This is a genomic window from Odoribacter sp. AF15-53 (assembly GCF_003479425.1).
GTDB lineage: Bacteria > Bacteroidota > Bacteroidia > Bacteroidales > Marinifilaceae > Butyricimonas.
In genome coordinates this window covers 86,613-111,948 of record NZ_QUHC01000001.1, presented here as the reverse complement: position 1 = coordinate 111,948, position 25,336 = coordinate 86,613, and the positions used below count along the sequence as shown (strand labels likewise).

Below are 25,336 nucleotides of genomic sequence, written 5' to 3'. Positions count from 1 at the left end.
TTTACATCTTTTGATCCAAATTCTTTCCCTTCTCCACATGTTCAAAATTCGGTATGAAACGCTTCATAACCTTAACAATCTCTTCCTTTGAAAAAACATCTTTTGCAAAAACATTTTTCAATTCAAAAAACAAATTGTCAATATCATTTATCGGACGTACCTTCACCTCCTCTATAACCCCTAATGACCCAAAACGCTCCATATTCAATTTTTCACCGGGAATATAAAATTCCTCGAAACTCTTTTCGCCAGTAGTATCACTATTAAAATAAACTACAGGATACGTTTTATCATTAACAGACATTTCTGCCGCATACCTTTTCGCGTCCTCATCATTCTCGCATCTTTTTACCTCGTACCCCAACACATGCAAAAAATCATCACAAATTTGAGCAAAACTCAACATCTGTTCTTCTCCTAACTTAGGAAAGAATATCTCTTTATTTTTACCCAAAATACAAGAGAGCATACAAATTTGCCCACTCTCATCTGGTGAAACAAAATAACGTTTTACATCCAATGGAGCCACCAATGGTTGCTTTTTCATTAAACGATCAATAAATCCTGCCAATAATGAACCATTAGAAAAAGCAACATTTGCAAAACGTGCTGTACTAATTTTAAATTTATCAGAGTAGGCAAATATCATATCTTCCATGATTTTCTTACTCGCCCCCATCACATTCACGGGATTAGCAGCCTTATCCGTTGATACACAAAAAAAATGTTTTGGAGGGATCTCGACCAACAGATCTAGCAGACGACGAGCTTTTATCACGTTATTCTCTAACAAAGCCTCTACAGAATATTGATCTTTCTCGCTTCTCACATGCTTATGAGCCGAAAAATTAGCAACAATATCAAAACCTTTTGCCTCCCTAAATATTTTCTCAAAAATCGGATCGGCGTAATTAATCGGATAAGTTCTATATTTTTCAGGTACATACATACAACTTGTTGAGCGTAAATCCCGAGTTAACTCTGTTAAACCATTTTCACTAATATCAATCACCACTAATTCTATCGGTTTAAAAGGCAATATCGCTCTTATAAACGAGGAACCTATCGTACCCGCACCTCCAATTACTAATACTTTTTTCCCTTGAATTTCCTTTAACAGTTTTTCTTTGTTTGTTTCAATATCTTGAACAAACATACTAACAGGTCTTTTTGTTATATATTCACCAATAAACCAATCTATATCAATCATAAGTAAACTGAATTTCTTAAATTACTTGCTTTCAATCACTCCTAACTTCATGTATTCGTACAAAGCAAACACATTGAAATAAAACACTTGCCTTAAAAGTGATTCATGAATTTTTTCTTTCTCCAACAACTGCAACACGTTAGCTTTAAGGCTACTTATCACATGCTTCCAATCTTCTCCCTCACCAACTATATCTACATAGAACTCCATGGAAAGTAAATATATTAACGCATTTTCATCATCTAAACTCTTATCTAAAACACAAGATTTTAATCCATTTACAATCTCTCCCGCCAACTCCGCACACCTCTCTTCTCCCGTAAAATAGTAACAGCTACACAACAACCGACACATTTCCGGAGTACGACAAGGCAACACGATCTCATCACTTCCTTCCGGTGATATGATCTCGTAAGCAGCCTCCAAGGCAATATCCAGAAAATCCATATCGGAATACATCAAATAGGTTTCCAGCAAATCGGCCACGTGGACAACTCGTTCTTCCAACGAGATCGAAGGATCGTTTACCAAATCAGCTAACTCCCCTGCTATTTCCCGGATTCGTTCATGGATATCCCATTGGGAACCATACACCTCTTCCAACCACGGGTTTACCCGTACCATCGAGAAAACCGAAATATACCCGTGCAATAAACCGGACAAGGCAGACGAGGGAAAATCCCCGATTGGAATGTCCGATATTTTCTTGTACAAATCACTAAAATTCATCGCCACAATCGCTATTTTATTTTTTCTAGGAAAGATCCCGGAATATAAGAAGTGGCAACAGAAACCACTCCTTCCAGGCGTACTATCACACGTTTGTGCCCCTTGATACGGAGCAATTCTCCCTCTAACCCGATTAAAGGGCCTTTAATTACTCGTACCCGATCACCACGTTTCAACTCTTCATTAATTACCTCAACGGTAGAATCTGAAAAATCAAGAATAAACATGAAATCACGCATTTGCTTGTCGGGAACGACCAACAAATGACGGGTTTCCAAGTCCTTCAAATAAATGATACTCAAACCATGATCATTAAGTAACGAGAAAGCGGTTGATTGATCCGTTCGGATAAAAATCAAATGAGGAATCAAGATGACACGCACGTTTTTCCTCCCTGAAGAAGTTTCACGTACTTCATCCCGCATGGCCAGATAATTCTCGATCTCCAGACCATCCAACCGCTTTTTAATCGTTAATTCCTGATTGATTTTAGTGTACGCCGCATACCAATGTAACGTTCTCGTACTCTCTAACATATATATAGTTTATAAAATCTGGAATCTTCGTGATTGATTAATAATAATTTTTGTATCACGATTCATTAGGATACGCTTCGCGCATTAACCTGCAAAATCAGGCTTTAACGTTTTGTTTTCCACTTGTTCTACGCACCATCCTTAAACAGGTACAGCCCGCAAAAACTGTCTTTGGAAGAAAATGATATTCTATCCCCATGCAAACAATCGTCATTTTGTCGTTTTTCATACCTTCATCTTAAAAAACGATCGATTATTGCGTGGCAAATATACTAATTTTTCATGTTGCGCAACTAAAAATTAAAGTTTTTCTTCTTTTTAACAGTCAAGTACTTGACATATTTTCAACAAAATTCAAATTAAACGAAACGTCCATATCATAAAATGATCGTTTTTTAATACTATAAATAATTCTTTTTCAATAGATTTCTTCTAATAACATTTACATCATCTCCTTTTTCATTTAACGTGATTTCAACTAAAAAACGGATGAGTGTCCCACGAGATCTCCCATCTATGTGTATGAAAACGAATTATAAATACTTACTTCAGACAGCAATAGCCTGAATCCGAAAAATCAAGCAAATCCATTGATCCGAAGAAATAATAAAGATGCACGGGATCAACTTCCTTCGCACTCAATTCAATAGAAGCATAACCTTCTCCCCGACAAGCATCTAGACGATCAAAAAAGGTGAAACGGAAACTGTCATCGCCATACATCAGGAACACGTACAAACGATCGGCTTCATCCCCCTGCAACTCCCCCCAACCCGTGTCCCACATAATCACGATTTCACGTCCGCTTACGGCTTCAACATAAATTCCTAAAGGTAAACGCAGGTTTCCCACGCTTATTTTCAACCGGGAATAATCAAGAATCATCCCTTCCAGTCCGAATGCAGCGTAATTCGAACGAATAAAATTATGATACCCGGTCGTTCCCTCTGCCCGGGGAGATAACCGCCAGATCTCATGCAAAAACGTGTCTTTGATCGCCCTGTACAAGGCCACGACGTAAGCAAACCGAGCCTGTCCCAGCAACTGCCGGGACGTGGAAACAACTCTTTTTTTCACGTTACTCCTGATTTTACGCACGTAACGACGACGGTTCCTACGATAAAATAGCAAGTTGTCAACTCTTCCTAAAAAGTTTTCTAACAAAACAAATCCTCTTTTCTTCATAACATTAGTTTTAAAATACTTAAACTTACATCCCTTCGTTATGTCTTCGATATACTATCGTTATACGTTCCTATATAGTAACGAAGAGATAACGAAACTATAAGCCAGAGATAACGAAGAGATGTAAGCGTTAAACAAGCCGATCACCGGATTATCCAGTCACCAAGGCATTGAATCGTTCCCACGGAAAAGCGGGTCCCGGATCAAGTTTACGGGAAGTGATATCGGAATGTCCCACGATATTCCGGATCGGGTAATTTCGTCTCAACGCCCGACAAACTTCTGCCAACACCTCGATCTGGATGGCCGGATAAGCATGCCAGTAGGACGCCCTTCCGTTTAACACGGTTGTAAACACCTCGTCAGGCATAATCTGCTTGTTAAACCAAGTAAACCACTCTGTTCCCCGCCGATGCAAGTGTCCCGCGTTATCCAGCTCGATACCAACTGAAAAATTGTTCACGTTCGACCGCCCCTCCAACGAACTATAACCCGCATGCCACGCTTTCACGTTAAAAGGAAGCAATTGAAGGATTTGTCCCGAACGGGCAATCACGAGATGAGCCGACACGGAATTATCGGCACTTGCCAACATTTGCGCCGCGGACATAGCATTCCCGCCAGCCGTGTAATGTAACACAATCGTGTCGACCACCGGGAGTAATTTCGATTTTTTATTACAGTGCATCTGTTTCACGTTAGACGCTACCAATTTGTGATCCTCGATTTTCATACTTACTTCTTTAACAGGTTCTTAATCCGTTTACCAAGTCCCAAGGATACCGTCTCGAAACTCCGGCCGACAACATACCCTCCCAAGCCAATTTCCAGTAAATCCCAGAAACGGGAACCGTCATCAGGCAAGGGAAGCGGGGTAAATATTCCCAGCAACACGACAGCCGAGAACGTGAGCATCACGAGTGGACGCCACGAGCGTTGTAACCAGTTACCCTGTGACTCCGACCGGATCACCGAGGATTGTTCTTTTTGCAGGTCCGCCTCGAATCGCGAAAGCGCTTCCGTCAGGCTTGCCCGTAACTGCATCTTCTCTTTTGAAGAAAGGGTAAGCGAATCAATAATTCCACCGATTTCGCTTACCAGGTTTGACAACATTTCCATCTTTTCATTTTTAAAGATTCTACTTTCGAATAATAATTTCATTTTCAAAAGTAGAAGCTCGAAAAGGCGAAATTTGTATCATCACGGATATAACTCACATTTACGTGATTACAAGCAAATTACACATAAAAAGTGATACACGCACGTTTTTCGGCAACTAATTACCTTTCAGGATCTCGTCTCTATATTTCTTCCGGAATTTATCAAAATGCAGCATACGATTTTTGCTCGTGAAAATACGCTCAAGAAGCAAATCAATCCGACCGGGCACTTTTCGATGTAGCAAATGAAAGACGGACTCTATAAATTGGCGCAAATCCATCTCACCCGAAACACCCACCACTTTCTGGCACGTGTAAAGTGCCTCGCAATAATGAATTAACTCGGAAATTTTACCTGTAAAAAAGTACGGAAAATTTAAAAAGCGGTCATCCTCCCCGATGAATACCAGTATCCGGGAAAGAGACTCCCATTGCACCTGCACGTAAGCCGACACGCATTTCTGTTGAGTACGGGAAAGCACAACCCGTTCACCACTCCCGGAACGGGATATCAGGTCGGAACGAGTTACCGTACCATCGTCTTCCTCATGAAAAAGTCGTTTGATCACTAAAAGTTGAGGTTCCAACATTCGCCGGTAACCACTGCTAATGACCCCGCAAGGAAAAATCCCGATCAACTCGTTCATCAATTTTAACTCCAATACTGCCAAATGATAGCCATAAACGGCGATCTCCCGGTAATTATTAAAATAACAAGCACATAACTTATCATTCGTCACCAGGATATTGCCAACTAGTAACTCTCGTTCATACTCTTCGAAAAATTTCGTTTCCATAATTTCGCAATTTTTCACGAGTTTCCCAGATTCTATAAGCTATTTCCTATCCCGTAATTTCAGTATACGGTTCATCATTCCACAAAAACATATTCTAATTTACCACCACACCTGCAAAAAATGACATTTCAACGGACTTTCAACCCCATCATGTCAAAACTTATCACAAATATACAATAAAATATATTTAAAAATAATCTTTCTAGACTTAACATTATATATCGGATAGGAAAATCGGTTTCCCTTTTTTCCTATCCTCTTTAAGAAAGAACTTATGCTATCATCAATAATTTTCTATCAATAACTCGAAAAATCCTTGCGGGTGCAAGCAAGCGGGGCAAACCTTGGGTGCAACTGTTCCTTCATGAACATACCCGCATTTACGACAATACCATTTCACGGTTTTCGGACGTTCGAACAAAATTCCGTCCTGCAGGTTCGACAAGAGTTTCCGATATCTTGTTTCATGATTTCTCTCGGCCTCGATAATCATCCGGTACATCACGGCGATATCTTTAAATCCCTCCTCTTCTGCCACTTTTGCAAATTCGGGATACAGGTGATGCCATTCATCATATTCCCCTTCAGCTGCCTCGACCAAGTTACTGGCCGTGTCCAAAATTATCCCGGCCGGATAAGCCGCCGTGATCTCCAACATCCCGCCTTCTAAACGACTGAAGAAACGTTTCGCATGCATCTCTTCCTGTAATGCCGTTTCATAAAATATACCGGCAATCTGCTCATAACCTTCCTTCTTTGCTACTTCCGAAAAAAAAGTGTAACGATTCTTTGCCTGTGACTCTCCGGCAAAAGATTTTAAAAGATTAGCCTCGGTTAAAGTACCTTTTACATTCTTGTTCATAGTTTTTCCTTTTCTTTACGAAAAGAAAAAGTTACAGGTTACAAGTTCGTGGGTTACAGGTTGAAATCTAGTTTGAATCTAAATAACCTGAAACTTGTAACTTGCTAACCTGTAACACTACCACGGGACTTGTTCCCGTGGTAGTATAAATACCCTTTCATTTTTACGCATTTCTCTCCTTTAGTTGTAAAATATTAAGATATAATTTTGTATGCAAAAGAATTATGACGAATAATTTGTTCATATAGCGTTAATTATGTCAGAGATTTTAAAGAAGTTACGAGAAGATATTCACTTTATCGAGGGGTTGAACAGTTGCATGAATTGCGGCGTGTGCACGGCAATTTGTCCGGCAGCCGAATTCTACAATTACGACCCGCGGGTAATCGTGGAAACCGTGCAACGGGGAAATGAAGAAGAACTAGAAGAGTTGTTGAAAAGCGAAACGATCTGGTATTGCGGGGAATGCATGTCTTGCAAGACCCGTTGTCCGCGTTGTAATACCCCGGGCCTCGTGATCATGGCATTAAGAAAAATTTCGCAGGAACTGGGATATTTCGTCTATTCGGAGAAAGGACGCCAACAGTACGCACTGAAACACGTGATCGGGGAATCTATTCTCAACCGGGGATATTGCGTTACCCCCGATCTGGTTAAACCGGAAATGCACCCGGAACAAGGTCCGGTATGGGAATGGATATACGAGAACCTGGATGACGTGTACGAACGGATGCACTCCAACTACCGGAAACCGGGAGCCGGAGCGTTACGGGAGGTTGATTCGGAAAGCATGGACGAGTTACGGAAGATTTTTGACGTGACCGGGGGTACGGAATTCCTGAAGAAAATCGACAGTTGCTCCCAGACCGTGGCCGACAATGAAAAAGTCGATTTGGAAGAATCGTATTTCCTGAAAACGTACATGGAGAATAGCGGGAAACACCAGTAGACAATTGAAAATTGAAAATGCAAAATTGAAAATGAATAGATTCAATAAAGATATAGATAACGGCTCACATGACGGGAAACAACCTGTAACTTGCAAACCTGTAACTTGCAACTCGCCGGAGGCGATTCTCTCCTGTAACTCGCCGGAGGCGAATCCCGGAAAACAACAGATATGGAAGGATTATCAGAAAGAGATAGCGGATGATCATTATTTTTACGCGAGAAGTTGTATCCGCCAGACGTTCTTTCCGGGATCGGAATGGGCGTACTTGGATATCATGAAGAATAAACTCGGAAAAGATGTCATTGATGATCCCCGACACACGACTTGCACCGGAATCGGTTATCACTCGGACATCGTTCCTGCCGAAACGATCATGACCGTTGTTGCCCGTCATTTCGCGTTGATGACCGAGGCGGGGTACGAGAACATGACACCCTCCTGTATTACCTCTTTCGGTATATACACCGAGATTTTAGAAACCTGGGAACATCACCCGGAAATTGAGGACAAAATCCGGGAATTCCTTTGGAAAGCGACCAAACGTGAATTTAAAAAACCCAAGAATCTAGCTCACACGTCGGACATCATCTACAAGTTCAGAAACGAAATCGCCGCTCAGGCCAAATACAAACTGGTAGATGTTCACACCGGAAGACCTCTTCGGGGAGTGGATCACATCGGTTGCCACTACTCGAAGATGTTCCCCACGAAAGGAATCGGGGGTGCCGAGTTCCCGGCTGTTCTGTCCGGGTTGATCTATGCTTGGGGAGGCGACGTGATCGATTACCCCGAAAGAAGACATTGTTGTGGTTTCGGCTTCCGTCAATATCTCGTGATGGCAAACCGGGGGTACTCCGTGGCTAATTCAAAAAAGAAATTCGAATCCATGCAACCCTACGAACCCGACTTTATCGTGGCCAACTGTCCGGGGTGCGCCATGTTCATGGATAAATGGCAATACACGATCAGCGAAATGGAAGGAACCACCTATGACAAGGACGGGTATGGAATTCCGGTATTAACTTACGAGGAACTAACCGCCCTAGTACTGGGATATGACCCGTGGGAAATCGGTCTCCAGATGCACCAGGTATCCGTGGAACCCCTGCTGGATAAAATGGGTATCCCGTATGATCCTGAAGCCAAATTCAAGAACATACGAGGCGAAAACATCGGGGCCCCCAAATGTCCTACTTACCTGAGAGTTGCAAACCTGAATATCAAACCTTGAAATTGAAAAAAGAAGCATGAACACACTCATTTTCAATTTTCAATATTCAATATTTAATTATATATATGGCTAAAGTCATCATTATCGGAGGAGGTCCGGCAGGCTGCGAGGCAGCTCACCAATTAGCAAGTCAAGGAATTGACGTGGAATTAGTTGAGAAAAACAATGAAACCGGGGGGAATTTAAACAACTGGTATCAACTGTTTCCCGATCGGAAATACGCCAAAGATCTGAATGAACAATTAAAACAACATCTGAATCACCCGAAAATTCGAATACATCTGGGTATGGAACCCCAGAAAATCGAGAAAAACAAGGAAGGTAAATTTCTCGTACCTCTCACGGATGGCAGCCTGCTCGAAGGTGATTCCCTGCTGGTATCCACGGGTTTCAAGCTCTTCGATGCTCGCAGGAAAGAGGAGTACGGTTACGGGATATACGAGAACGTGATCACCTCGGTAGAACTGGAAAACATGTTCTACAACCACCGGATAACCATGGCTAACGGCTCTACCCCGAAACGTATCGGGATCATCCATTGCGTGGGTTCCCGTGACGAAAAGGTCTGCAACTATCATTGTTCCAAACTCTGTTGCATTACTGGGGTGAAACAAGCGATCGAGCTTCGGGAATTGTTACCCGATACCGAGATTTTCTGCTTTTACATGGATATGCGTATGTTCGGACCGGGATACGAGGAGATGTACCGGGAGGCTCAAGAAAAATATAACATCAAATTCGTGCGGGGAAGATTGTCGGAGGCCGCGGAGAATATGAACAAACAACTACAAATCAAGGTTGAGGATACTCTCGTGGGTAAACCGTTACGCATGACGCTCGATATGATGATCCTGTTGATCGGGATGGAATCCTCGGAAGGGAGTCGCAAAATGGCAAACGAACTAGGTTTGAACTTGGCGCCCAACGGATTCATCAAATCACTGGATCCACACTATCGCAACAATTTCACGAACGTGGAAGGCGTTTTCGTGGCCGGATGCGGGAGTGCCCCGATGAACTTGACCGACACGTTGGCAGATGCCCGTTCGGCGGCGAGTTGCATTATAGAACAATTACAAATGAAATAATTCAGAGATTTTCGATCAATGATTAAGTGATTATTAAAACGTTAGTTTTGTGCAGATGGAATCACCTAATCGGAAATCATTAAATCACAGAATTAATAAAATTTAAAATGAAGTGATGAACTTTTGGGGATATAACATATCGGAAACACGGAGTATCAACTACGACACGAACGACAAGTCCATGACGGAATACATCGCGAGTGCCGTTCCCAGCAGCAAGCTATGCATCGGTTGTGGCGGATGCACGGCAGGGTGTACGGCAGGGAATCTCACGGATTTCAACATCCGGAAGGTTCAGATGCTCATGAAAAGAGGGGAAACCAAGGATGCAAAAGAGCAATTACAGAAATGTATGTTGTGTGGAAAATGCATGCTCGTTTGCCCGAGAGGTGTCGAGACCCGCAAGATGATTTTAGAGATGCTCAATTACATCAGGGAACAAAATAAAATTGAAAACCGGGAATAGCTTATGTACGAATACACGAACAAAATATATTACGATCACTTTGTATTACCTTTCACCATCGGGTTAGTGGTATTACTAGGATACTTATGCGTGAAATATTACAAATGGATCAAAAGTTTTCCGAGAGAAGAACGTAAAAAAATCCGCAAAGGATTATTCAGTCTGAAAACAATCCGTTCCGGTTGGGAGATTTTCCGGGAAAGTCTGTTGCATCACAATATATTCAAAACGAATCCCATGTTGGGATACATGCACATGACCTTCGCATTCGGTTGGTTCCTGTTGATCGTTGTCGGGAAAATCGAATCCATGGTTTACCACACCAACGCGTTTAACCCTCCCTATTTCGCCATATTTTTCCGTTACTTTCACCCGGCAAAAGAGACCTTCCCGTACAGCGAATTTTTCGCGTTTCTAATGGATCTTATTTTGCTGTTCCTGTTGATCGGAATCTTGTTAGCCGTTACCAAACGTTTCTGCTCTCGTTTCTTCGGGATGAAGAAAACCACTAAGCAACGGGCGTACGACTTACTGATTCTTACTGTACTCTGGTTGATTTTCCCGGTACGTTTTCTAGCGGAAAGTTTCACGAGCGGATTAAATGGAGGTGGTAGTTTTCTCACGCACAATGCCGGGAATTTCTTTGGAGGATTTCTTCCCCTAGAACACCTGTCCTACCCGGCCTGGTGGCTTTATTCTTCCCTACTCGGATTATTCTTCTTGCTGTTACCTTTCTCCCGATACATGCACATCCCGACCGAAATGGTCTATATTTTCTTGAAGAACTGGGGTGTAAAACAAGGCAAAGAATACAACGGATTCAGCGAAATACAGGTCAATTCCTGTTCCCGTTGCGGAATATGTATCAACACCTGTCAGTTGAACACATCTTGTGATATTAACGATACCCAACCCGTTTATTTCCTCCGCCGCCTGCGGAATCACGAGCAATACGCCCAACAAGCGGAAGACTGCCTGATGTGCGGACGTTGCGAGAACTCCTGTCCGGTGGGTATAAACTTGAATGCCATCCGGCAAAGCAAACGACCGGATACCATCAGGGTTACAAAAGATACTTATTCCTACGTGCCTCAACCGGAAGTAAAACCCGCTAAAATCGCCTATTTCGCGGGCTGTATGAGTCATCTTACCCCGGGAATCATAAAATCCATGCAACAGATTTTCGAGAGAGTGAAAGCAGATTACACTTTTATCGACGAAAAAGCCGGGATTTGCTGCGGTCGACCGTTAGCACTTTCCGGGAACTGGAAAGCCGCACAAGTCGTTATGGACAAAAACTTGCAAATGATTGATGCCTCACACGCAGATATCCTGGTTACCTCCTGCCCGATCTGTTACAAGACATTCAAGGAAGACTACCTGTTGAATATAAAAGTCATGCACCACACGGAATACATTGATATGCTGATCCGTGAGGGACAATTAAAAGTTAACGCTCTCGATCTGAAGACCGTGTTCCACAACCCGTGCGAACTGGGAAGAGGTTGCGATGTTGTCGAGGCTCCGGAAAACATACTGAAACAAGTGAGTCACAAGGTTTCTACCGCTTACGACGGGAAAAAATCACTCTGTTGCGGGGGAAGTTTAGCCAACACGGCCATTGACTCCACGCAAAAGACCAAAATCAGTGGGGACACCGTGAAAGCCTATGCCGCTTATCAGCCGGATGTTATCGTGACGGCTTGCCCGCTATGCAAAAAGACTCTCGGAAAAACATCACCGGAAATTCCGGTAAAAGATATTGCGGAACTGGTTGCAGAGGCATAAAAATGAAAACGGGATTTTTTACAAATCCCGTTTTCATTTTTATCCGACCGCGAATCGCTTAATCATCAATATCCTTAACTCCTTCAATTTGTTCCACGTTCAAATCGCTCTCGTTACTATTCGTGGCAATATCATAATGTGGAAGAGGATTCTTTTGTAACTCGATATTTTGTTCCCGGTGCACATACACGTCCATTGCCAAGTAAAGAGCATTACGAAGGCCTTGTTCATCACCCAAATCCTGCCCCACGAGATCATAGCGGGGATCGGTCAAGGAGGTTGAACAAATCACGGGCAGGCCGGCAACATAGCAGGCTGCACTCTCCTCATCGACGGCCTTGAAGGCCACAATCCCCTGATCGTAGTACATAGCCAACACGGCATCAAATTTCTCGTACATCCTTTCAGAGAAGAAACGTTCGGCAGGGAATGGTCCGATAGCCATAATTCCGTTCTGGCGAGCACGTTCGATTGCGGGAACAATAATATTTGCTTCTTCATCCCCATTCTGTTCACAATTCACCTGCGGGTTTAATCCCAACACGGCGATTTTCGGTTTTCGTATCGTGAAATCCTGACGCAACGTATCATCCAACAAAGTTAATTTCTTAAAGATATTTTTCTGGGTTATCTGATGCGGTACATCCCGCAGTTTAACCTGCTCGGTTACAAAACCCATTTTCATCTTCTCGCTCACCAAGATAGACATTATATCCGAAGTATTGTAACGTTTTGTCAGATACTCGACCAGCGAACCCGTTTCCTCAGAAGAGAACGTGTTCGGTCCTTGAGGAGCCAACGTCAATACATCAATTTCATCCCGATCCAGTTGATCCAAGGCATACTTCAAAGCGATCATCGCGGCCTGATCCGATTCGGGAGTCTCTTTTCCCAAGTCCACTTTCACGTTATCATCCACGCAGTTGATGATATTGGATCTTTTCCCGTTTGCCTCACCCGGTTCACGGATTGTATTCAAGCTAAAATTCTCTACATTTAATACCTTACGGTAGTAGGCGGCCACTTTGGGCGACCCGTATAGGATAGGAACACACAATTCGCAAATTCGATTCTCCGCCAACAATTTTATGATCAACTCATAAGATATTCCATTCACATCCCCGTGCGTGATTCCTACATTCAATCTGTTTTCCATAGTTTATTTCATTTCATACTATGGACAAAGATAAGAAGATTTTACAAAAAAATGGCAGAATGGAATGTAATAACATCTATAAAAGAGGGACTACCTGACTTTAATTGCCAGACAATCCCTCTATCTTCTTGTTTATTCGTTATTCTCCGAATATCTCTTTTAATTTCGCATCGACCGGCTCGGACTCTCCCACTGCACGCACGATGATTTTCCCCTCGGCATCAATCAACACTTTAGTCGGGAAAGCCGTGATGGCATACTCTCTCACCATATCGCATTTGTCCTTTCCCTCATTATTCAGAATTTGTGTCCATGTCATTCCATCTTCTTCGATTGCTTTCAACCATATTTCCCGGGCTTTAGCACCACTCTCGGAAGCAACATTAATCACGACCAAACCTTTATCTCGATATTTTGCCTCGATCTCTTTCAAGTGCGGATGTGAATCCCGACACGGACTACACCATGAACCCCAAAAATCCAGTAATACATACTTTCCCCTGTAATCCGATAATCGCACCGTATTCCCATCCTTATCCATTTTTTCAAAATTCGGGGCAATAGCACCTACCTCCGTACGCAAGGCGATATCTATTGTTTTTTGCAACTCCTTCCCCAAAGGCATCTCCCGTAATTTTTGATCGAATGAGGTAAAAGTTGCAGCATAATCCTCCAAAGTAAAATCGTTACGCATACCGCTCAAAAGGTACATTGCCGCATAACTGGACGGGTTACCTTTAATAAAAACGATCTTCTCCTCTTTTACTTTCTCTACCAAAACCATACGCCGTTCGCCTAAAGCGGCTTTCTCATTTTCAGTCACTCCCGGAGCATATAATTTGTGCAACAACGCAAACGCCTCGTACTCCAATGGTAACGTTTTGGCATACAATTTCATCAAATCATTATTCCATGCACCACCTTTCCACTGAAGTTCCGGCCAACGAGCATTATCCATGTTAATTTCCAGTTTCGTTCCCGGTTCCATAAATAACGTGATGCTAGGACCGGGCACAACTCCCATGCCCGATGGGATGACATTATGAGGATCTCGCGAAACGAGGGAGGCGACAACCGGTTCCTGTAACTTCGTTCGATAGCTGAGTTTTCCGTTTTCCACCCGAATAGTATCCAACACGAAATCGCCGTTTCTTTGATAAGCACATATCAAAACCTCTTTCGGATAAGAACTAATCGTTCCCGTAATCACAAACTCGTCTTTCTGAATGGAATCACACCCTATCAACAAGGCTATCATTCCGAGTATAAACACCATTTTCATCATTTATTATTTTTTATTTTGTCCAACTTTTCATGAATACGTGCAGAAATGGCCTCGTTACCTGCCGGCATCTTCTCCAACGCCTTCTCTATTTGCCAAAGCGCTTCTTTCTGGTACCCCATTTTGTACAACACCTCCGCCAACGTTTCATAACAGGTAAAATTACCATACAAGGTAATGGCCTCCAATGTCCACGTCATCGCCTTATTCAGCAATTCCCGATCATCTGAAAGACGAGCGACATTGGCAGCAAGATCGCGGAAACGAAATGCTAATGAAGCGGCTTCATTAATACCGGCAAAAAGAATAGAAAAAGCCAGTTGCTCCGGAGTCTGCGATGCTATCCTCGAGGGCTCCTTGATCAAATCTTGTAAGAATTGCATATACTTTTCCTGGTCACGCTCCAAACAACCTTGTTCCTCTTCAAAAAGAATATCAGCGTGTTTTTCTGCCAACGCCTCGAATCGCTCCTTGTCACCGATAGCCGCATAATATTCCGAACGACTTTTTAACTCCTCGTTCGCCACGTTCATCCCCAGTTTCTCGTTCAGGAAAGTCATCGTTTTCAGGAAACTCTCGAAACGCTCCTCGTTTTTCTCCGCCACCGCACGCCTATAGGAATACCCGCCAAGCGTGAAACTGAGAATCTCGGCCATCCTCTTATCCTCCATTCCCGTAATTTCACGAATGCGATCCCAATTTTTTACGATAAAATCCGCACATGCACCTCCCGCGTTAAGTTTGTTATCATAAGCTAACAACTCTTTCAAGAATCCGGCATCCATCAAATTTTTTTCTTTCTCGATGCTCACGTATTGATCAAAAATATCCGCATTATCCAACTTTGCCCGGTTACGCTTGGCTATATACCCTTTCAAGAAAACAGCGTTGTTTTTCTTTCGCGGGTAGAGAGCTTCCCATTCTTCAATTGTCCGTTTGTCTGCAAATTCTTCCAATGCAATTTTTCCTTCTTCAATAAATTTTTCCGCGGGCATATACGCTCCCGAACGGTAAAACAATTTACCATTTCCATCCACGAACAAATACGTGGGGAAAGACATGATCTGATAAGTTTTTGCCACTTCCACGCCATCCCCTTTCTCACAATCCAGTTTATAGCAAATGAAATTAGCATTATAGAAATCCCCCACTTCTTTTAGCGGGAAAATCTCCTTCACCATCTTCTTACAGGGACCGCACCAACTGGTATAATTATCCACGAATACCAATTTATTTTCTTTCTTGGCTATTGCAAGAATCTCTTTCCAACTACCTTCCCGAAACTCTATGCCTTGTGCCAGTAACGACATCGTGAATCCACACAGTATTACAACACTTAAAACAAATCTCTTCATCATATATTTTCTTTTAATTCTTACTTCGATTAATAATCATTCTGTTTCAGCTTATCATTTAATAATAACTCCTCGGCAGGGATCAAACATACCGTACGACGAGACGTTTTAGGATCTATCTCGTTATATTGCGCCCCTGTATAATTACTATAAGCCACGGACACCTCCTCTCGTCTCATGGTTATACCATTACGCACATAATCATAGTATGTCAAAGCCTCGAATGCCAACTCCCGACGGCGTTCTGTAAATATTTCCTCAAACAATTCATCTCCACTCAGTCCTGACAACTCCTCCAGTCCCGCACGATCTCGAATCATATTCAAGTCTTGAAGGGCTTTGGTATCCTCTCCCAATTTCACGTAAGCCTCCGCCCGGTTCAAGACGACTTCGCCCGCACGAATAAACACGGAAGGACAAATGAAAGAATAGTAATCATCAAAAACATTATCCGCACCCCCGTTATACTTCGTCGTACTGAAACGTCCCGAATGTCGCACGGATGGTTCCGTAAAATACTGCCAACGCAAATCATTTTCCTTATCCATGATTTTCTCGTAATCATGCGAAATCTCGCAACAATACACGCTAGTACTTGCCTGTGATTCATAACCGCTCCAAGAATAATATCCATGAACAGCATTACCGATACCACTCGGGAAATTGCCCGTGAAGAAAGCAAATAAAATTTCCTTGTTTGTCTTGGGATTATCATACAAATCTTTCAATTCTTCCCCATGCAACACCTCTACCACGTCGTTCTTCAAACTGAACGTAGAGTCTGCATAAGCCACTGCTAAACGATTATATTCCTCGTCGGGACTCTCCGGTAGTCCGCCCATGTAGAGGTAAATTCTGGACAACATTCCAAACGATGCCACTTTGTTGGCAAACGTGCGATCCGATCGTTCGTCCGGCAGACAAGTTGCCGCCAATTTGAAATCAGCGACCGCCTGCTCGAAACACTCCCGCACCGTACCGCGCGGTAAGAAAGTAGCCATAGCCTCTACATCTAACGGAATACCCAAGTTCTCATCCGGCTTGTCCCAGAACGGACGTCCAAACACGTTCGTCGCGTTAAAAATCATCAAGCCGCGCAAAAAGGCATTTTCTCCTTTCAATCGCACTAAATCACGTTTTTCTTCCGGGTTCACCGTCTCCTCGTACAATTTATCAATAGCAATAATATTACGCGACGCCCCTAGAATCAACTGTTGGCTTTTGGCCCACATCGCCCATGCATACGACTGAGACTTCTGGTCACTGTTCAAGAAAAAATGGGCATCCGGGGCTCGCAGATAATCCGTTGAAGGCATAAAACCATTTTTAGCGGGAAAAGCCTCGGCAAAAATGACATTATTCCCCCGGAACTCGCCCAACACGTGATAAGTACCATGATAATGATGCCCCTCCGAATAACCACCCGCCTGCCTTAGGAATTGACCGTATAATCCCGAAGTGGCGTTCACGATATTATTAAAACTACTCAGGTAACTCTCTGCCTCCGCCATATTATGCGGGCGCATCTCATCAAGCCGCCCGTTACAAGCGACCAGAAACAAAAGTCCGACAATCAAATATTTCTTTTTCATAACTTTTTACCATTAAAATGTAACATTCAGGCTGAAAATAAAACGTCTCGGAGCAGCCCAACCGCCAACATTTTCCGGGTCCATACCCGAAAAGAATTTGGATGCAAACGTATAAACATTGTCACAACTAAAACTCAATGCTGCAGACTGTACACCAACCACCTTCATCCACTGCCGCGGAAAATTATAAGTTAGCCGAATATTCGATATCCGCAAATGACTTGCATCCGTGTAGCAGAAAGAGGTTTCATCATTCAATTCTTGCACGAAAGCCGGATCGGCATTTACCATCGGAATGTCGGCTTTATCTCCCGGATTCTCCCATATTTTCAAAGAGGAAGGCACCTTATGCAGATTCGAAGATGTCCACGAAGTACCGGACGTGTATTCTGCCAGAATACTGTTATATACCTTGTAATTCAAACTATAGGTCGTATGCATATACAACTCCCAATTCCTGTAAGTAAACGTATTCGTGAAACCACCCCAATAAGGCGCACGGGACAACCCGATATTCACATAACTCAGTTCTCCATTACCAAGCACCGCCTCCGACAAAGAACCCACGATATTCGTACTACCATCTTCCTCCACCCGCACATATTGAGCTAAACCGGTCTGCGGGTCGACGCCCTTAACTTTCACCTTTTTCAACTCGTCGATATTGTCTCCTTCATAGAAAGTTTTGTAATAGGTGCGCGTCAACTTCTCCTGATCCAGTTTTGTCAATTCATTATCATTATAACTGAAAGTCAATGTCGTGAACCAATTGAAGTCCTGCCCTTTCACCGTATGCGTGTTCAAGACTAATTCCACGCCTCTATTCTCCATTTCACCCACATTCCGGTACTGCTGTCCCACACCATTCGCAGCCGGCAAAGTTGTACTCATAATCAAATCACTATTCCGTCGTTTATACCAATCCATCGACAATGAAATACGATTGTTCAGTAACCCCAAATCCACACCAAAGTTCAGATTATATGCCGTCTCCCATGACAATTGATCGTTACCCAACTGATTGATTTCCGCCCCGTAAGCCGACGGATAAAACGGATGATAGCGATAATAATCAAACGTCGTGTTGCTCGTACTGTAAAGCGTGTAGTTCAAATAATCAATCCCCGCCTCTTTGCCGGATGTTCCGTAACTCATCCTCAGTTTCAGATTTGACACGACATCCAGATGCTTCATAAATTTCTCTCGGGAAACAAGCCACGATCCGCTAAACGAATAGAACGTACCATAGCGATTATCCTTACCAAAATTGGTCGAGCCATCCGTTCGGAATGAAGCTGAGGCCATATATTTACCCGCGTAATTATAGTTCACTTCAGAAAACACGGAGAAACTACCGGACTCTCGTTCCGTACCTGTCGGAATCACACCCGGATTTGTCTTATCTCCCTGCTTCGAGAAACCTCCCACATTACGTTCCCCGGCAATAATCTGGTCATACATTTTGATTCGCGACGTGCGACTGTGCCGTTCATACCATTCCTGTCCCACGAGTCCATTCAGATTATGCTCGCCAAAACTGTGTTGCAATCGCAGAATGTTCGAGGTCAAGAATGTCCAGCTCCGCTCGTCATCCACTGTCAGTACACCATTACTCATCTCATTGGAACTATGATTACCCGTGTAAGTACGGCTGTCTAAATAATCATTGGCATTACCATTTGTCAGTGTTAATGTATTCGTGGAAGAAAAAGTTATCCACTTAAAAGGTTTCAGGGTCGCCGAAAACGAACCGAACAAGTTGTTTTTCAAACTCGTCACATCATTATATTTATTATCCTGTAACGGATTTCTCAACGGAGTGGGATCTATAACATAATTATTCCACGATTTGATATTGTATTTCAACGTCCCGTCCTCATTATAAGGAGTCATCCAAGGATGGTAACTTTCCATGGTATTCCCGTCGGAATTCGGTTTAATATTTTTTTCGAACGTACCGCTCAGGTTTACACCGAACGACAAGTATTTCATCACATCAAAATCCAACCGCAACTTGAATAAGTGACGTGTTAAATCGTAGCCAATCTGCGTTCCCTCCTCGTCGTAATAATTATATGAGAAATAATACTGGATTTTATCACCACCGCCACGAATACTCATCGCCACGTCTTTACTCAACCCGTTACGGTAAACCAGATCACGCCAATCCGTAGTTTTCGTTACATCAAAATTATCATATAACGTTTCCAATGTATTTTCTATGAAAGTCGCCTGATCAGAATATCTCGTATGCAAGCTCTCGTTCGTATTCCACCAATTACGCAAGGTCATCTTTCCATAATCCAACAACTCCTGCGAATTCATATAATCCAATTTACCAAAATTCGGTGTACTGATCCCCAATTTCATATCGAGAGCTACCGTCATCCGATCCTTCACCCCTTTCTTTGTTGTCACCACGATCACCCCCGTAGCTGCCCGCGAACCGTAAATAGCGGTAGATGCCGCATCTTTCAGCACCGTAATATCCGCGATGTCCGATGGTGCCACCACCCCGTTAATACTCGTGTAGTCGGTAATTACACCATCAATTACAATCAAGGGTGCCGAAGCTGTCGTTGATAAAGCATCCAAACTATACAATGTTCCCGTACCGCGTAACAATAAATCCCCGTCACGCCCCGGTACACCGCTACTACCCGTAATCTGCAATCCGGTCGTGTGCCCTTTCAAAGCATTCATCAAGTTACCGCCCGTAACAGATTGTGCGATATCCTTCCCCCGGAATTGCTGCACGGCGCCCGTCATCTCACTAATTTTACGAGTAGAATATCCCGTAACGATCACCTCTTCCATCTGTTCCACATCTTCCTGAAGAATCACATTCAGCACCTGCTGTCCCGTGTACTTCACCTCCTGTTGCTTCATCCCCACGAACGAGAAGACGATAATCATCTCCTCTTTTACCGGGACTTTGAATTCATACTTTCCATCAGCATTCGTGGCCGTACCCACTGACGTTCCTTTCAATATTATTGTCACTCCCGGTAATGGTTTTCCATTCGCATCCTTCACCTGTCCTTTCAAGACTTTCATATCCGGCACAACGGCTACCACTTTCGCCCGCTTCACGACTACAATATTGTCGACCACCTCATAATCATACCCATTCCCACGTAACACAGCATCAAGCACCTCTTCCACGGTCGCATCTTTTAACTTCAGCGTCACCACATCATCCATCCGGATAATTCCTTTCCGGTAAACAAAATCATACCCCGCTTTCTCTTTCAGGTAATCCAGCACTACTCCAATAGAACTGTTCGTGAAATCCACATTCAATTTTTTCCCTTGCGAGAAACCCGCCGCGCTTACCGTGTTTATCACGCAAACGAGTAAAAGCACCCTTAAACCCATAGCAAACAATTTTTGTGGCAATCTTATCCAATAGGGATTGCCCGTTCGTCGATTTTTTTTCATAACTTTGTAAAACATTTTATTAAACATTCATCTGCACCAACAGATGTTTATTTATGCCGAGGAGAATCTTGCCGGATTCCCCTCTTTTTTTATTTCCCTTCTCTCAATCTCCCGAATAACAACAATCTATTTGAATACGATCACTCTCCTTCCCTGTATATCAAATTTCACCTCATTCGTCTTTTCCAAAATATTCAATACCTCTCTCAACTCCGCATATCGCGGTACAACACCTTTAAACACAATTTTTTTCAGTTCCGCATCCCGATAGAACACCTCCATATCATACCATCTTGCAAATTTCTGCATAATCACTTCCAACGTTTGCTCTTCAAGGATAAACATTCCTTTTTTCCAGGCAACAACTTTTTCCACGTCCACCTTCTGCTTGTCAAGATGCCCGTCCCGACAGTCTAACACACTCTGTTCTCCTGGCATAAGTGCTATGTCTTCCCCGCTATCGCTCGCCACCCGTACTTTTCCCGTCACTAGAGTCGTATAAACAACCTCTTCCTCCACATACCCCGACACGTTGAATTCCGTCCCCAACACCTCCACGGTCTGACGTGATACTTCTACACGGAATGGTGCATCCGCATTCTTTGTTACGGCAAAATAAGCCTCTCCTTCCAAGAACACCCGCCGCTCTTTTCCAGTAAACTCCACCGGGTACCGCAACTTACTCGCTGCATTCAACCACACAATTGTCCCGTCTGCCAACACCAAATCGAATTCCCCACCCCTCGGAACCTGTACCTCATTATATACTAACTCCTTTTTCTTCTTGCCATCCGTCTTTCCCTTCGCCATATATGATAATCGTCGCTCATCCACTTTCACCGCCTCCAAATTTCCCACTTTTGCCCCTTGCATCAACGTGTCCAAATCCACCACCCTACCATCTTCCAACTTCAAAACAGCACGTGCACTTCCAGCTTTAATTGGCTGCTCTGTTATTGCCAATGGCATTGTATCCTGTCTGTTATCCTTCGGGAATAAATAAAAACATCCCACAATCACAGCAACAACTACCGCGGCTGCCATACCCCACTGCCACCTCCTCAACCGCCCCCGCCATTCCGCCTCTCGAATTCGCAGGTGCATCCCCTCTAACGGACGCACGACATCTATCCCCTCCAACTGTTTCACTTTCTCCAACATCTGCCGTCCATCCTTCAACTCGTGATACAACCGCTCATTATCCGGATCCTTTCCCCGCCACCATTCCAGATAGCGTTGCTCTTCGTCGGTTATCGTCCCCGTCATTTCCCGAAAGATTAATCGTGAAATCTTGAAAACCTGTTCTTTCAATTTCTCCATTATATTATACTTTACATCTTAATTTCTACTTAAATCACAGATAGAACGCAATCTCTTCCAAAAAGGGTAAAGATTTTGTAATTTTCGAGTAAAAAAAATCACACAACGGATGTAAAGATATCATAAGTCAAACTATAACAAACAGATACCTACTTAAATAATTTACTAATAAAAACAGGAATTATCCCATCAAAATGAAAAGAAGAACAAAAACAACTCCCTCGGTAACTTCTGCCGCAAAATATCCAACGCTTTCGCTTTCGTCTTTTTAACCGTACTCTCTGATACATTCAACTCCACGGCAATATCCGCATTTTTCAATCCCTCAATAAAACCCAATTCGAAAATCCGTCGTTCTCTCTCCGGCAAACTTTGGATAGCACGATACAATAATAATTGTGTTTCCTGATCAATCACACTATTCTGGAAAAACACATCTCCCTCTAACTGCAATAAATAACGCTCGCTTGCCATCTCCTTTCGATGCAAGCTGATAATTTCATTTTTGATTGAAATATAAAGAAAAGACTTCAACGCCTCCACGGACGTAAACTGCCATCGCCTTTTCCATGCATTGAACACCGCATTCTGTACACAATCCTCTGCCAAAAAACCATTTCGTTCCCCCGCATACCGCACGGTATACAATAACAAATTCGGATATAGACGCCTGTACAATAACTCCAAACGCCCTTGCTGGAACTCGTTCAACATTTGAACATCAATATCTTCTGACACATTCATATAAACAGCCGGATATATAGGCAATAAACAAAAATCAAACAAAGATAATCTTTTTTTAAAAGAAAATGCCTGATAAATAAAATCAGGCATTTTCTTTCTCTTCTATAATTTATTCTTATTCTTCTCTTCTTTCCGGTCTTGGCCCCCGGTCACGATTCGGGCGATCTCCCCGATCTTGTCTTGGTCCGCGATCCTGACGATCACCTCTCGGACGATCGTTTTGCTCCATTCCTTCCGGTTTAGGAAGCAACACTTTGCGGGAAAGTTTGAATTTTCCGGTTTTCGGATCAATATCAATCAATTTTACTCGTACCTTATCTCCTTCTTTCAATGCATCCTCTACTTTTTCCAAGCGCTTGTGATCGATCTCCGAAATATGCAACAACCCGTCTTTACCCGGTAAGAACTCAACGAAGGCTCCAAAAGTAGTAATCGTCTTAACGACACCCTCATAAATTTCTCCGACTTCAGGTTTGCTAGCAATAGCCCTGATACGAGCAACGGCTATTTCGATAGATTCTGCATTCGTGGCTGAGATATTCACGATACCCTGGTTACCCACTTCCTCGATAACAACAATGGCACCGGATTTCTCCTGAATATCCTGAATAATTTTTCCTCCGGGGCCAATGATAGCACCGATTTGGTCTTTATCCACGGTAAGAGTAACCATACGCGGAGCGTGCGGTTTCAAGTCAGAACGCGGTTCAGGCAAAGTTTCCTTGATGATATTCATGATATGCAAACGGCCTCTTCTAGCTTGATCCAGCGCTTTCTCCAGAATCTCGTAAGGAAGACCGTCAACCTTGATATCCATCTGGGTAGCGGTAATACCATCAACCGTTCCGGTTACTTTGAAGTCCATGTCTCCCAAGTGATCTTCGTCTCCCAGAATATCTGACAACACGGCGTATTTTTCGTTATCGGTAATCAATCCCATGGCAATACCCGTTACCGGCTTCTTCATCGGGATACCGGCATCCATCAGGGCCAAAGTTCCGGCACATACCGTGGCCATAGAAGATGATCCGTTAGATTCCAAAATATCGGAAACGATACGAACCGTGTAAGGATAATCATCCGGCAACATCCGCTTCAAAGCACGATGAGCCAAATTTCCGTGACCAACTTCACGACGGCCTACACCGCGGGAAGCCTTTGCTTCTCCCGTTGAGAACGGCGGGAAATTATAGTGTAATAGGAATTTCTCTTTTCCTTGCTCGGTAGCTTCATCCACAATCTTCTCATCCAACTTGGTACCCAAAGTGACCGTGGCCAAGGCTTGCGTTTCTCCGCGGGTAAAGATAGAAGAACCGTGAGGTCCGGGAAGGGGACTGACTTCACACCAGATCGGGCGGATTTGATCGGTTGTACGTCCATCCAAACGTAACCCTTCATCCAAAATCATTCTCCGTACGGCCTCTTTCTCCACGTCATGATAATAACGGGATACCAAAGTTTTCTTAGCTTCTCTCTCCTCTTCAGGAAGAGATTCCAAGTACTCATCCTTCACCTGAGTGAACAATCTCTCGCGCAAATGCTTGTCGGCATTGCACTGACGAGCCATAGCATAAGCTTTATCGTAACATTTAGCCCAAATATCTTTACGTAGTTCTTCATCATTCACTTCATGACAATAAACCCGCTTCTCTTTGTTCACGGCTTTAGCCAATTCCATCTGAACCAAACAATGCTCTTTAATAGCCTCGTGAGCAAACTTGATGGCATCCAACATCTCTTTCTCGGATACCTCGTTCATTTCACCCTCAACCATCATGATATTCTCGTAGGTTGCAGCTACCATGATATCCAAATCGGCAGTCGCCAATTGGCTCTTAGTCGGGTTGATCATTAATTCCCCGTTCACACGAGCCACACGCACCTCTGAAATCGGTCCGTGGAAAGGAATATCACTCACCGCGATAGCGGCAGAAGCAGCCAATCCGGCCAAACAATCCGGCATAGACTCGGCATCCCCGGAATATAAGGTTACCTGTACGAAAGTCTCTGCATGATAATCATCCGGAAATAAAGGTCTTAAAGCGCGGTCGATCAGACGAGATACTAAAATCTCGTAATCGGAAGCCCTACCTTCTCTACGTGTAAAACCACCAGGGAATCGTCCCATAGCAGAAAATTTCTCTTTATAATCTACCGACAAAGGCATAAAGTCCACGTCAGGACCAGCCTCTTGCGCAGAAACAACCGTTGCCAACAACATCGTGTTGCCCATCTTCAACATGACAGCACCATCGGCTTGTTTGGCCAACTTTCCGGTTTCCAATGTAATTACCCGACCATCTTTCAGGGTAATGTTTTTTTCAATAACGTTCATAGAAATAATAATACTGTTAAAATATAAAACATTTTAACGGAATTCTTTTTAGATAAAAGGAGGAGGAGGGAGGATTTAAATAGCAAAACGATCCGGACGACCCGGAT

Annotated in this window: 21 protein-coding genes; 5 read left to right on the top strand and 16 right to left on the bottom strand. The window is 43.3% G+C overall.

Features of this window, described 5'->3' with window-relative positions:
• Nucleotide 1: 1 nt before the first annotated feature.
• The 8 genes from DWW52_RS00410 to rbr form a co-directional block, all read right to left on the bottom strand.
• On the bottom strand, nt 2–1,210 hold the full coding sequence (locus DWW52_RS00410; RefSeq protein WP_118713507.1) for a polysaccharide biosynthesis protein: 1,209 nt from the start codon (nt 1,208–1,210) through the stop codon (nt 2–4).
• A 21-nt stretch (nt 1,211–1,231) separates the two neighbouring features.
• Nucleotides 1,232–1,945: a hypothetical protein gene (locus tag DWW52_RS00405; protein WP_158582441.1), complete on the bottom strand. Its 714-nt coding sequence runs from the start codon at nt 1,943–1,945 to the stop codon at nt 1,232–1,234.
• Between the two features lie 5 nt (nt 1,946–1,950).
• Nucleotides 1,951–2,475 (bottom strand): UpxY family transcription antiterminator, encoded by a 525-nt coding sequence (locus DWW52_RS00400; RefSeq protein ID WP_118713505.1) that lies wholly within the window; start codon nt 2,473–2,475, stop codon nt 1,951–1,953.
• A gap of 543 nt (nt 2,476–3,018) precedes the next feature.
• Nucleotides 3,019–3,660 (bottom strand): hypothetical protein, encoded by a 642-nt coding sequence (locus DWW52_RS00395; protein WP_118713504.1) that lies wholly within the window; start codon nt 3,658–3,660, stop codon nt 3,019–3,021.
• A 151-nt stretch (nt 3,661–3,811) separates the two neighbouring features.
• On the bottom strand, nt 3,812–4,393 hold the full coding sequence (locus DWW52_RS00390; RefSeq protein ID WP_118713503.1) for an N-acetylmuramoyl-L-alanine amidase: 582 nt from the start codon (nt 4,391–4,393) through the stop codon (nt 3,812–3,814).
• Nucleotides 4,394–4,395: 2 nt separating this feature from the next.
• A complete protein-coding gene (locus tag DWW52_RS00385) occupies nt 4,396–4,779 on the bottom strand; it encodes a 3TM-type holin (protein ID WP_118714257.1) in 384 nt (127 codons plus the stop codon).
• Between the two features lie 157 nt (nt 4,780–4,936).
• Entirely contained in the window at nt 4,937–5,617 is a 681-nt protein-coding gene (locus DWW52_RS00380) for a hypothetical protein (RefSeq protein ID WP_118713502.1), read from the bottom strand.
• Nucleotides 5,618–5,900: 283 nt separating this feature from the next.
• Nucleotides 5,901–6,479, bottom strand: coding sequence for a rubrerythrin (rbr, locus tag DWW52_RS00375; RefSeq protein ID WP_118713501.1), 579 nt, complete (start codon nt 6,477–6,479; stop codon nt 5,901–5,903).
• 256 nt (nt 6,480–6,735) lie between these two features.
• Here rbr and DWW52_RS00370 point away from each other — a divergent pair, with 256 nt between their 5' ends.
• The 5 genes from DWW52_RS00370 (at nt 6,736) to DWW52_RS00350 (ending at nt 12,004) form a co-directional block, all read left to right on the top strand.
• Nucleotides 6,736–7,428, top strand: a complete 693-nt coding sequence (locus DWW52_RS00370; protein WP_118713500.1) for a 4Fe-4S dicluster domain-containing protein — start codon at nt 6,736–6,738, stop codon at nt 7,426–7,428.
• Between the two features lie 31 nt (nt 7,429–7,459).
• Nucleotides 7,460–8,662 carry a CoB--CoM heterodisulfide reductase iron-sulfur subunit B family protein gene (locus DWW52_RS00365; RefSeq protein WP_233556616.1) on the top strand — a complete coding sequence of 401 codons (1,203 nt, stop codon included), beginning with the start codon at nt 7,460–7,462 and terminating at the stop codon, nt 8,660–8,662.
• Nucleotides 8,663–8,727: 65 nt separating this feature from the next.
• Nucleotides 8,728–9,750, top strand: coding sequence for an FAD-dependent oxidoreductase (locus DWW52_RS00360; RefSeq protein ID WP_118713499.1), 1,023 nt, complete (start codon nt 8,728–8,730; stop codon nt 9,748–9,750).
• A 115-nt stretch (nt 9,751–9,865) separates the two neighbouring features.
• Nucleotides 9,866–10,216, top strand: a complete 351-nt coding sequence (locus DWW52_RS00355; protein WP_118713498.1) for a 4Fe-4S dicluster domain-containing protein — start codon at nt 9,866–9,868, stop codon at nt 10,214–10,216.
• A gap of 3 nt (nt 10,217–10,219) precedes the next feature.
• Nucleotides 10,220–12,004, top strand: coding sequence for a (Fe-S)-binding protein (locus tag DWW52_RS00350; RefSeq protein ID WP_233556614.1), 1,785 nt, complete (start codon nt 10,220–10,222; stop codon nt 12,002–12,004).
• 58 nt (nt 12,005–12,062) lie between these two features.
• Here DWW52_RS00350 and DWW52_RS00345 read toward each other — a convergent pair whose 3' ends face one another.
• The 8 genes from DWW52_RS00345 to pnp all read right to left on the bottom strand — a co-directional run bounded on the left by DWW52_RS00345 (nt 12,063) and on the right by pnp (nt 25,229).
• The gene (locus DWW52_RS00345; protein ID WP_118713497.1) at nt 12,063–13,160 is read right to left on the bottom strand and encodes a PdxA family protein; all 1,098 of its coding nucleotides are present in this window, start codon (nt 13,158–13,160) and stop codon (nt 12,063–12,065) included.
• 139 nt (nt 13,161–13,299) lie between these two features.
• Nucleotides 13,300–14,445: a TlpA disulfide reductase family protein gene (locus DWW52_RS00340; RefSeq protein ID WP_118713496.1), complete on the bottom strand. Its 1,146-nt coding sequence runs from the start codon at nt 14,443–14,445 to the stop codon at nt 13,300–13,302.
• Complete coding sequence (locus tag DWW52_RS00335; protein ID WP_118713495.1) at nt 14,442–15,800, bottom strand: thioredoxin family protein; 1,359 nt, start codon at nt 15,798–15,800, stop codon at nt 14,442–14,444. Before DWW52_RS00335 ends, DWW52_RS00340 begins: the two co-directional genes overlap by 4 nt.
• Before the next feature lie 26 nt (nt 15,801–15,826).
• Nucleotides 15,827–17,389: a RagB/SusD family nutrient uptake outer membrane protein gene (locus DWW52_RS00330; protein ID WP_118713494.1), complete on the bottom strand. Its 1,563-nt coding sequence runs from the start codon at nt 17,387–17,389 to the stop codon at nt 15,827–15,829.
• Between the two features lie 12 nt (nt 17,390–17,401).
• On the bottom strand, nt 17,402–20,767 hold the full coding sequence (locus DWW52_RS00325; RefSeq protein ID WP_158582440.1) for a SusC/RagA family TonB-linked outer membrane protein: 3,366 nt from the start codon (nt 20,765–20,767) through the stop codon (nt 17,402–17,404).
• Nucleotides 20,768–20,956: 189 nt separating this feature from the next.
• Nucleotides 20,957–22,150 (bottom strand): FecR family protein, encoded by a 1,194-nt coding sequence (locus DWW52_RS00320; RefSeq protein WP_118713491.1) that lies wholly within the window; start codon nt 22,148–22,150, stop codon nt 20,957–20,959.
• A gap of 189 nt (nt 22,151–22,339) precedes the next feature.
• On the bottom strand, nt 22,340–22,894 hold the full coding sequence (locus DWW52_RS00315; RefSeq protein WP_118714254.1) for an RNA polymerase sigma factor: 555 nt from the start codon (nt 22,892–22,894) through the stop codon (nt 22,340–22,342).
• A 115-nt stretch (nt 22,895–23,009) separates the two neighbouring features.
• A complete protein-coding gene (gene pnp, locus DWW52_RS00310) occupies nt 23,010–25,229 on the bottom strand; it encodes a polyribonucleotide nucleotidyltransferase (protein WP_118713489.1) in 2,220 nt (739 codons plus the stop codon).
• Nucleotides 25,230–25,336: the final 107 nt, after the last annotated feature.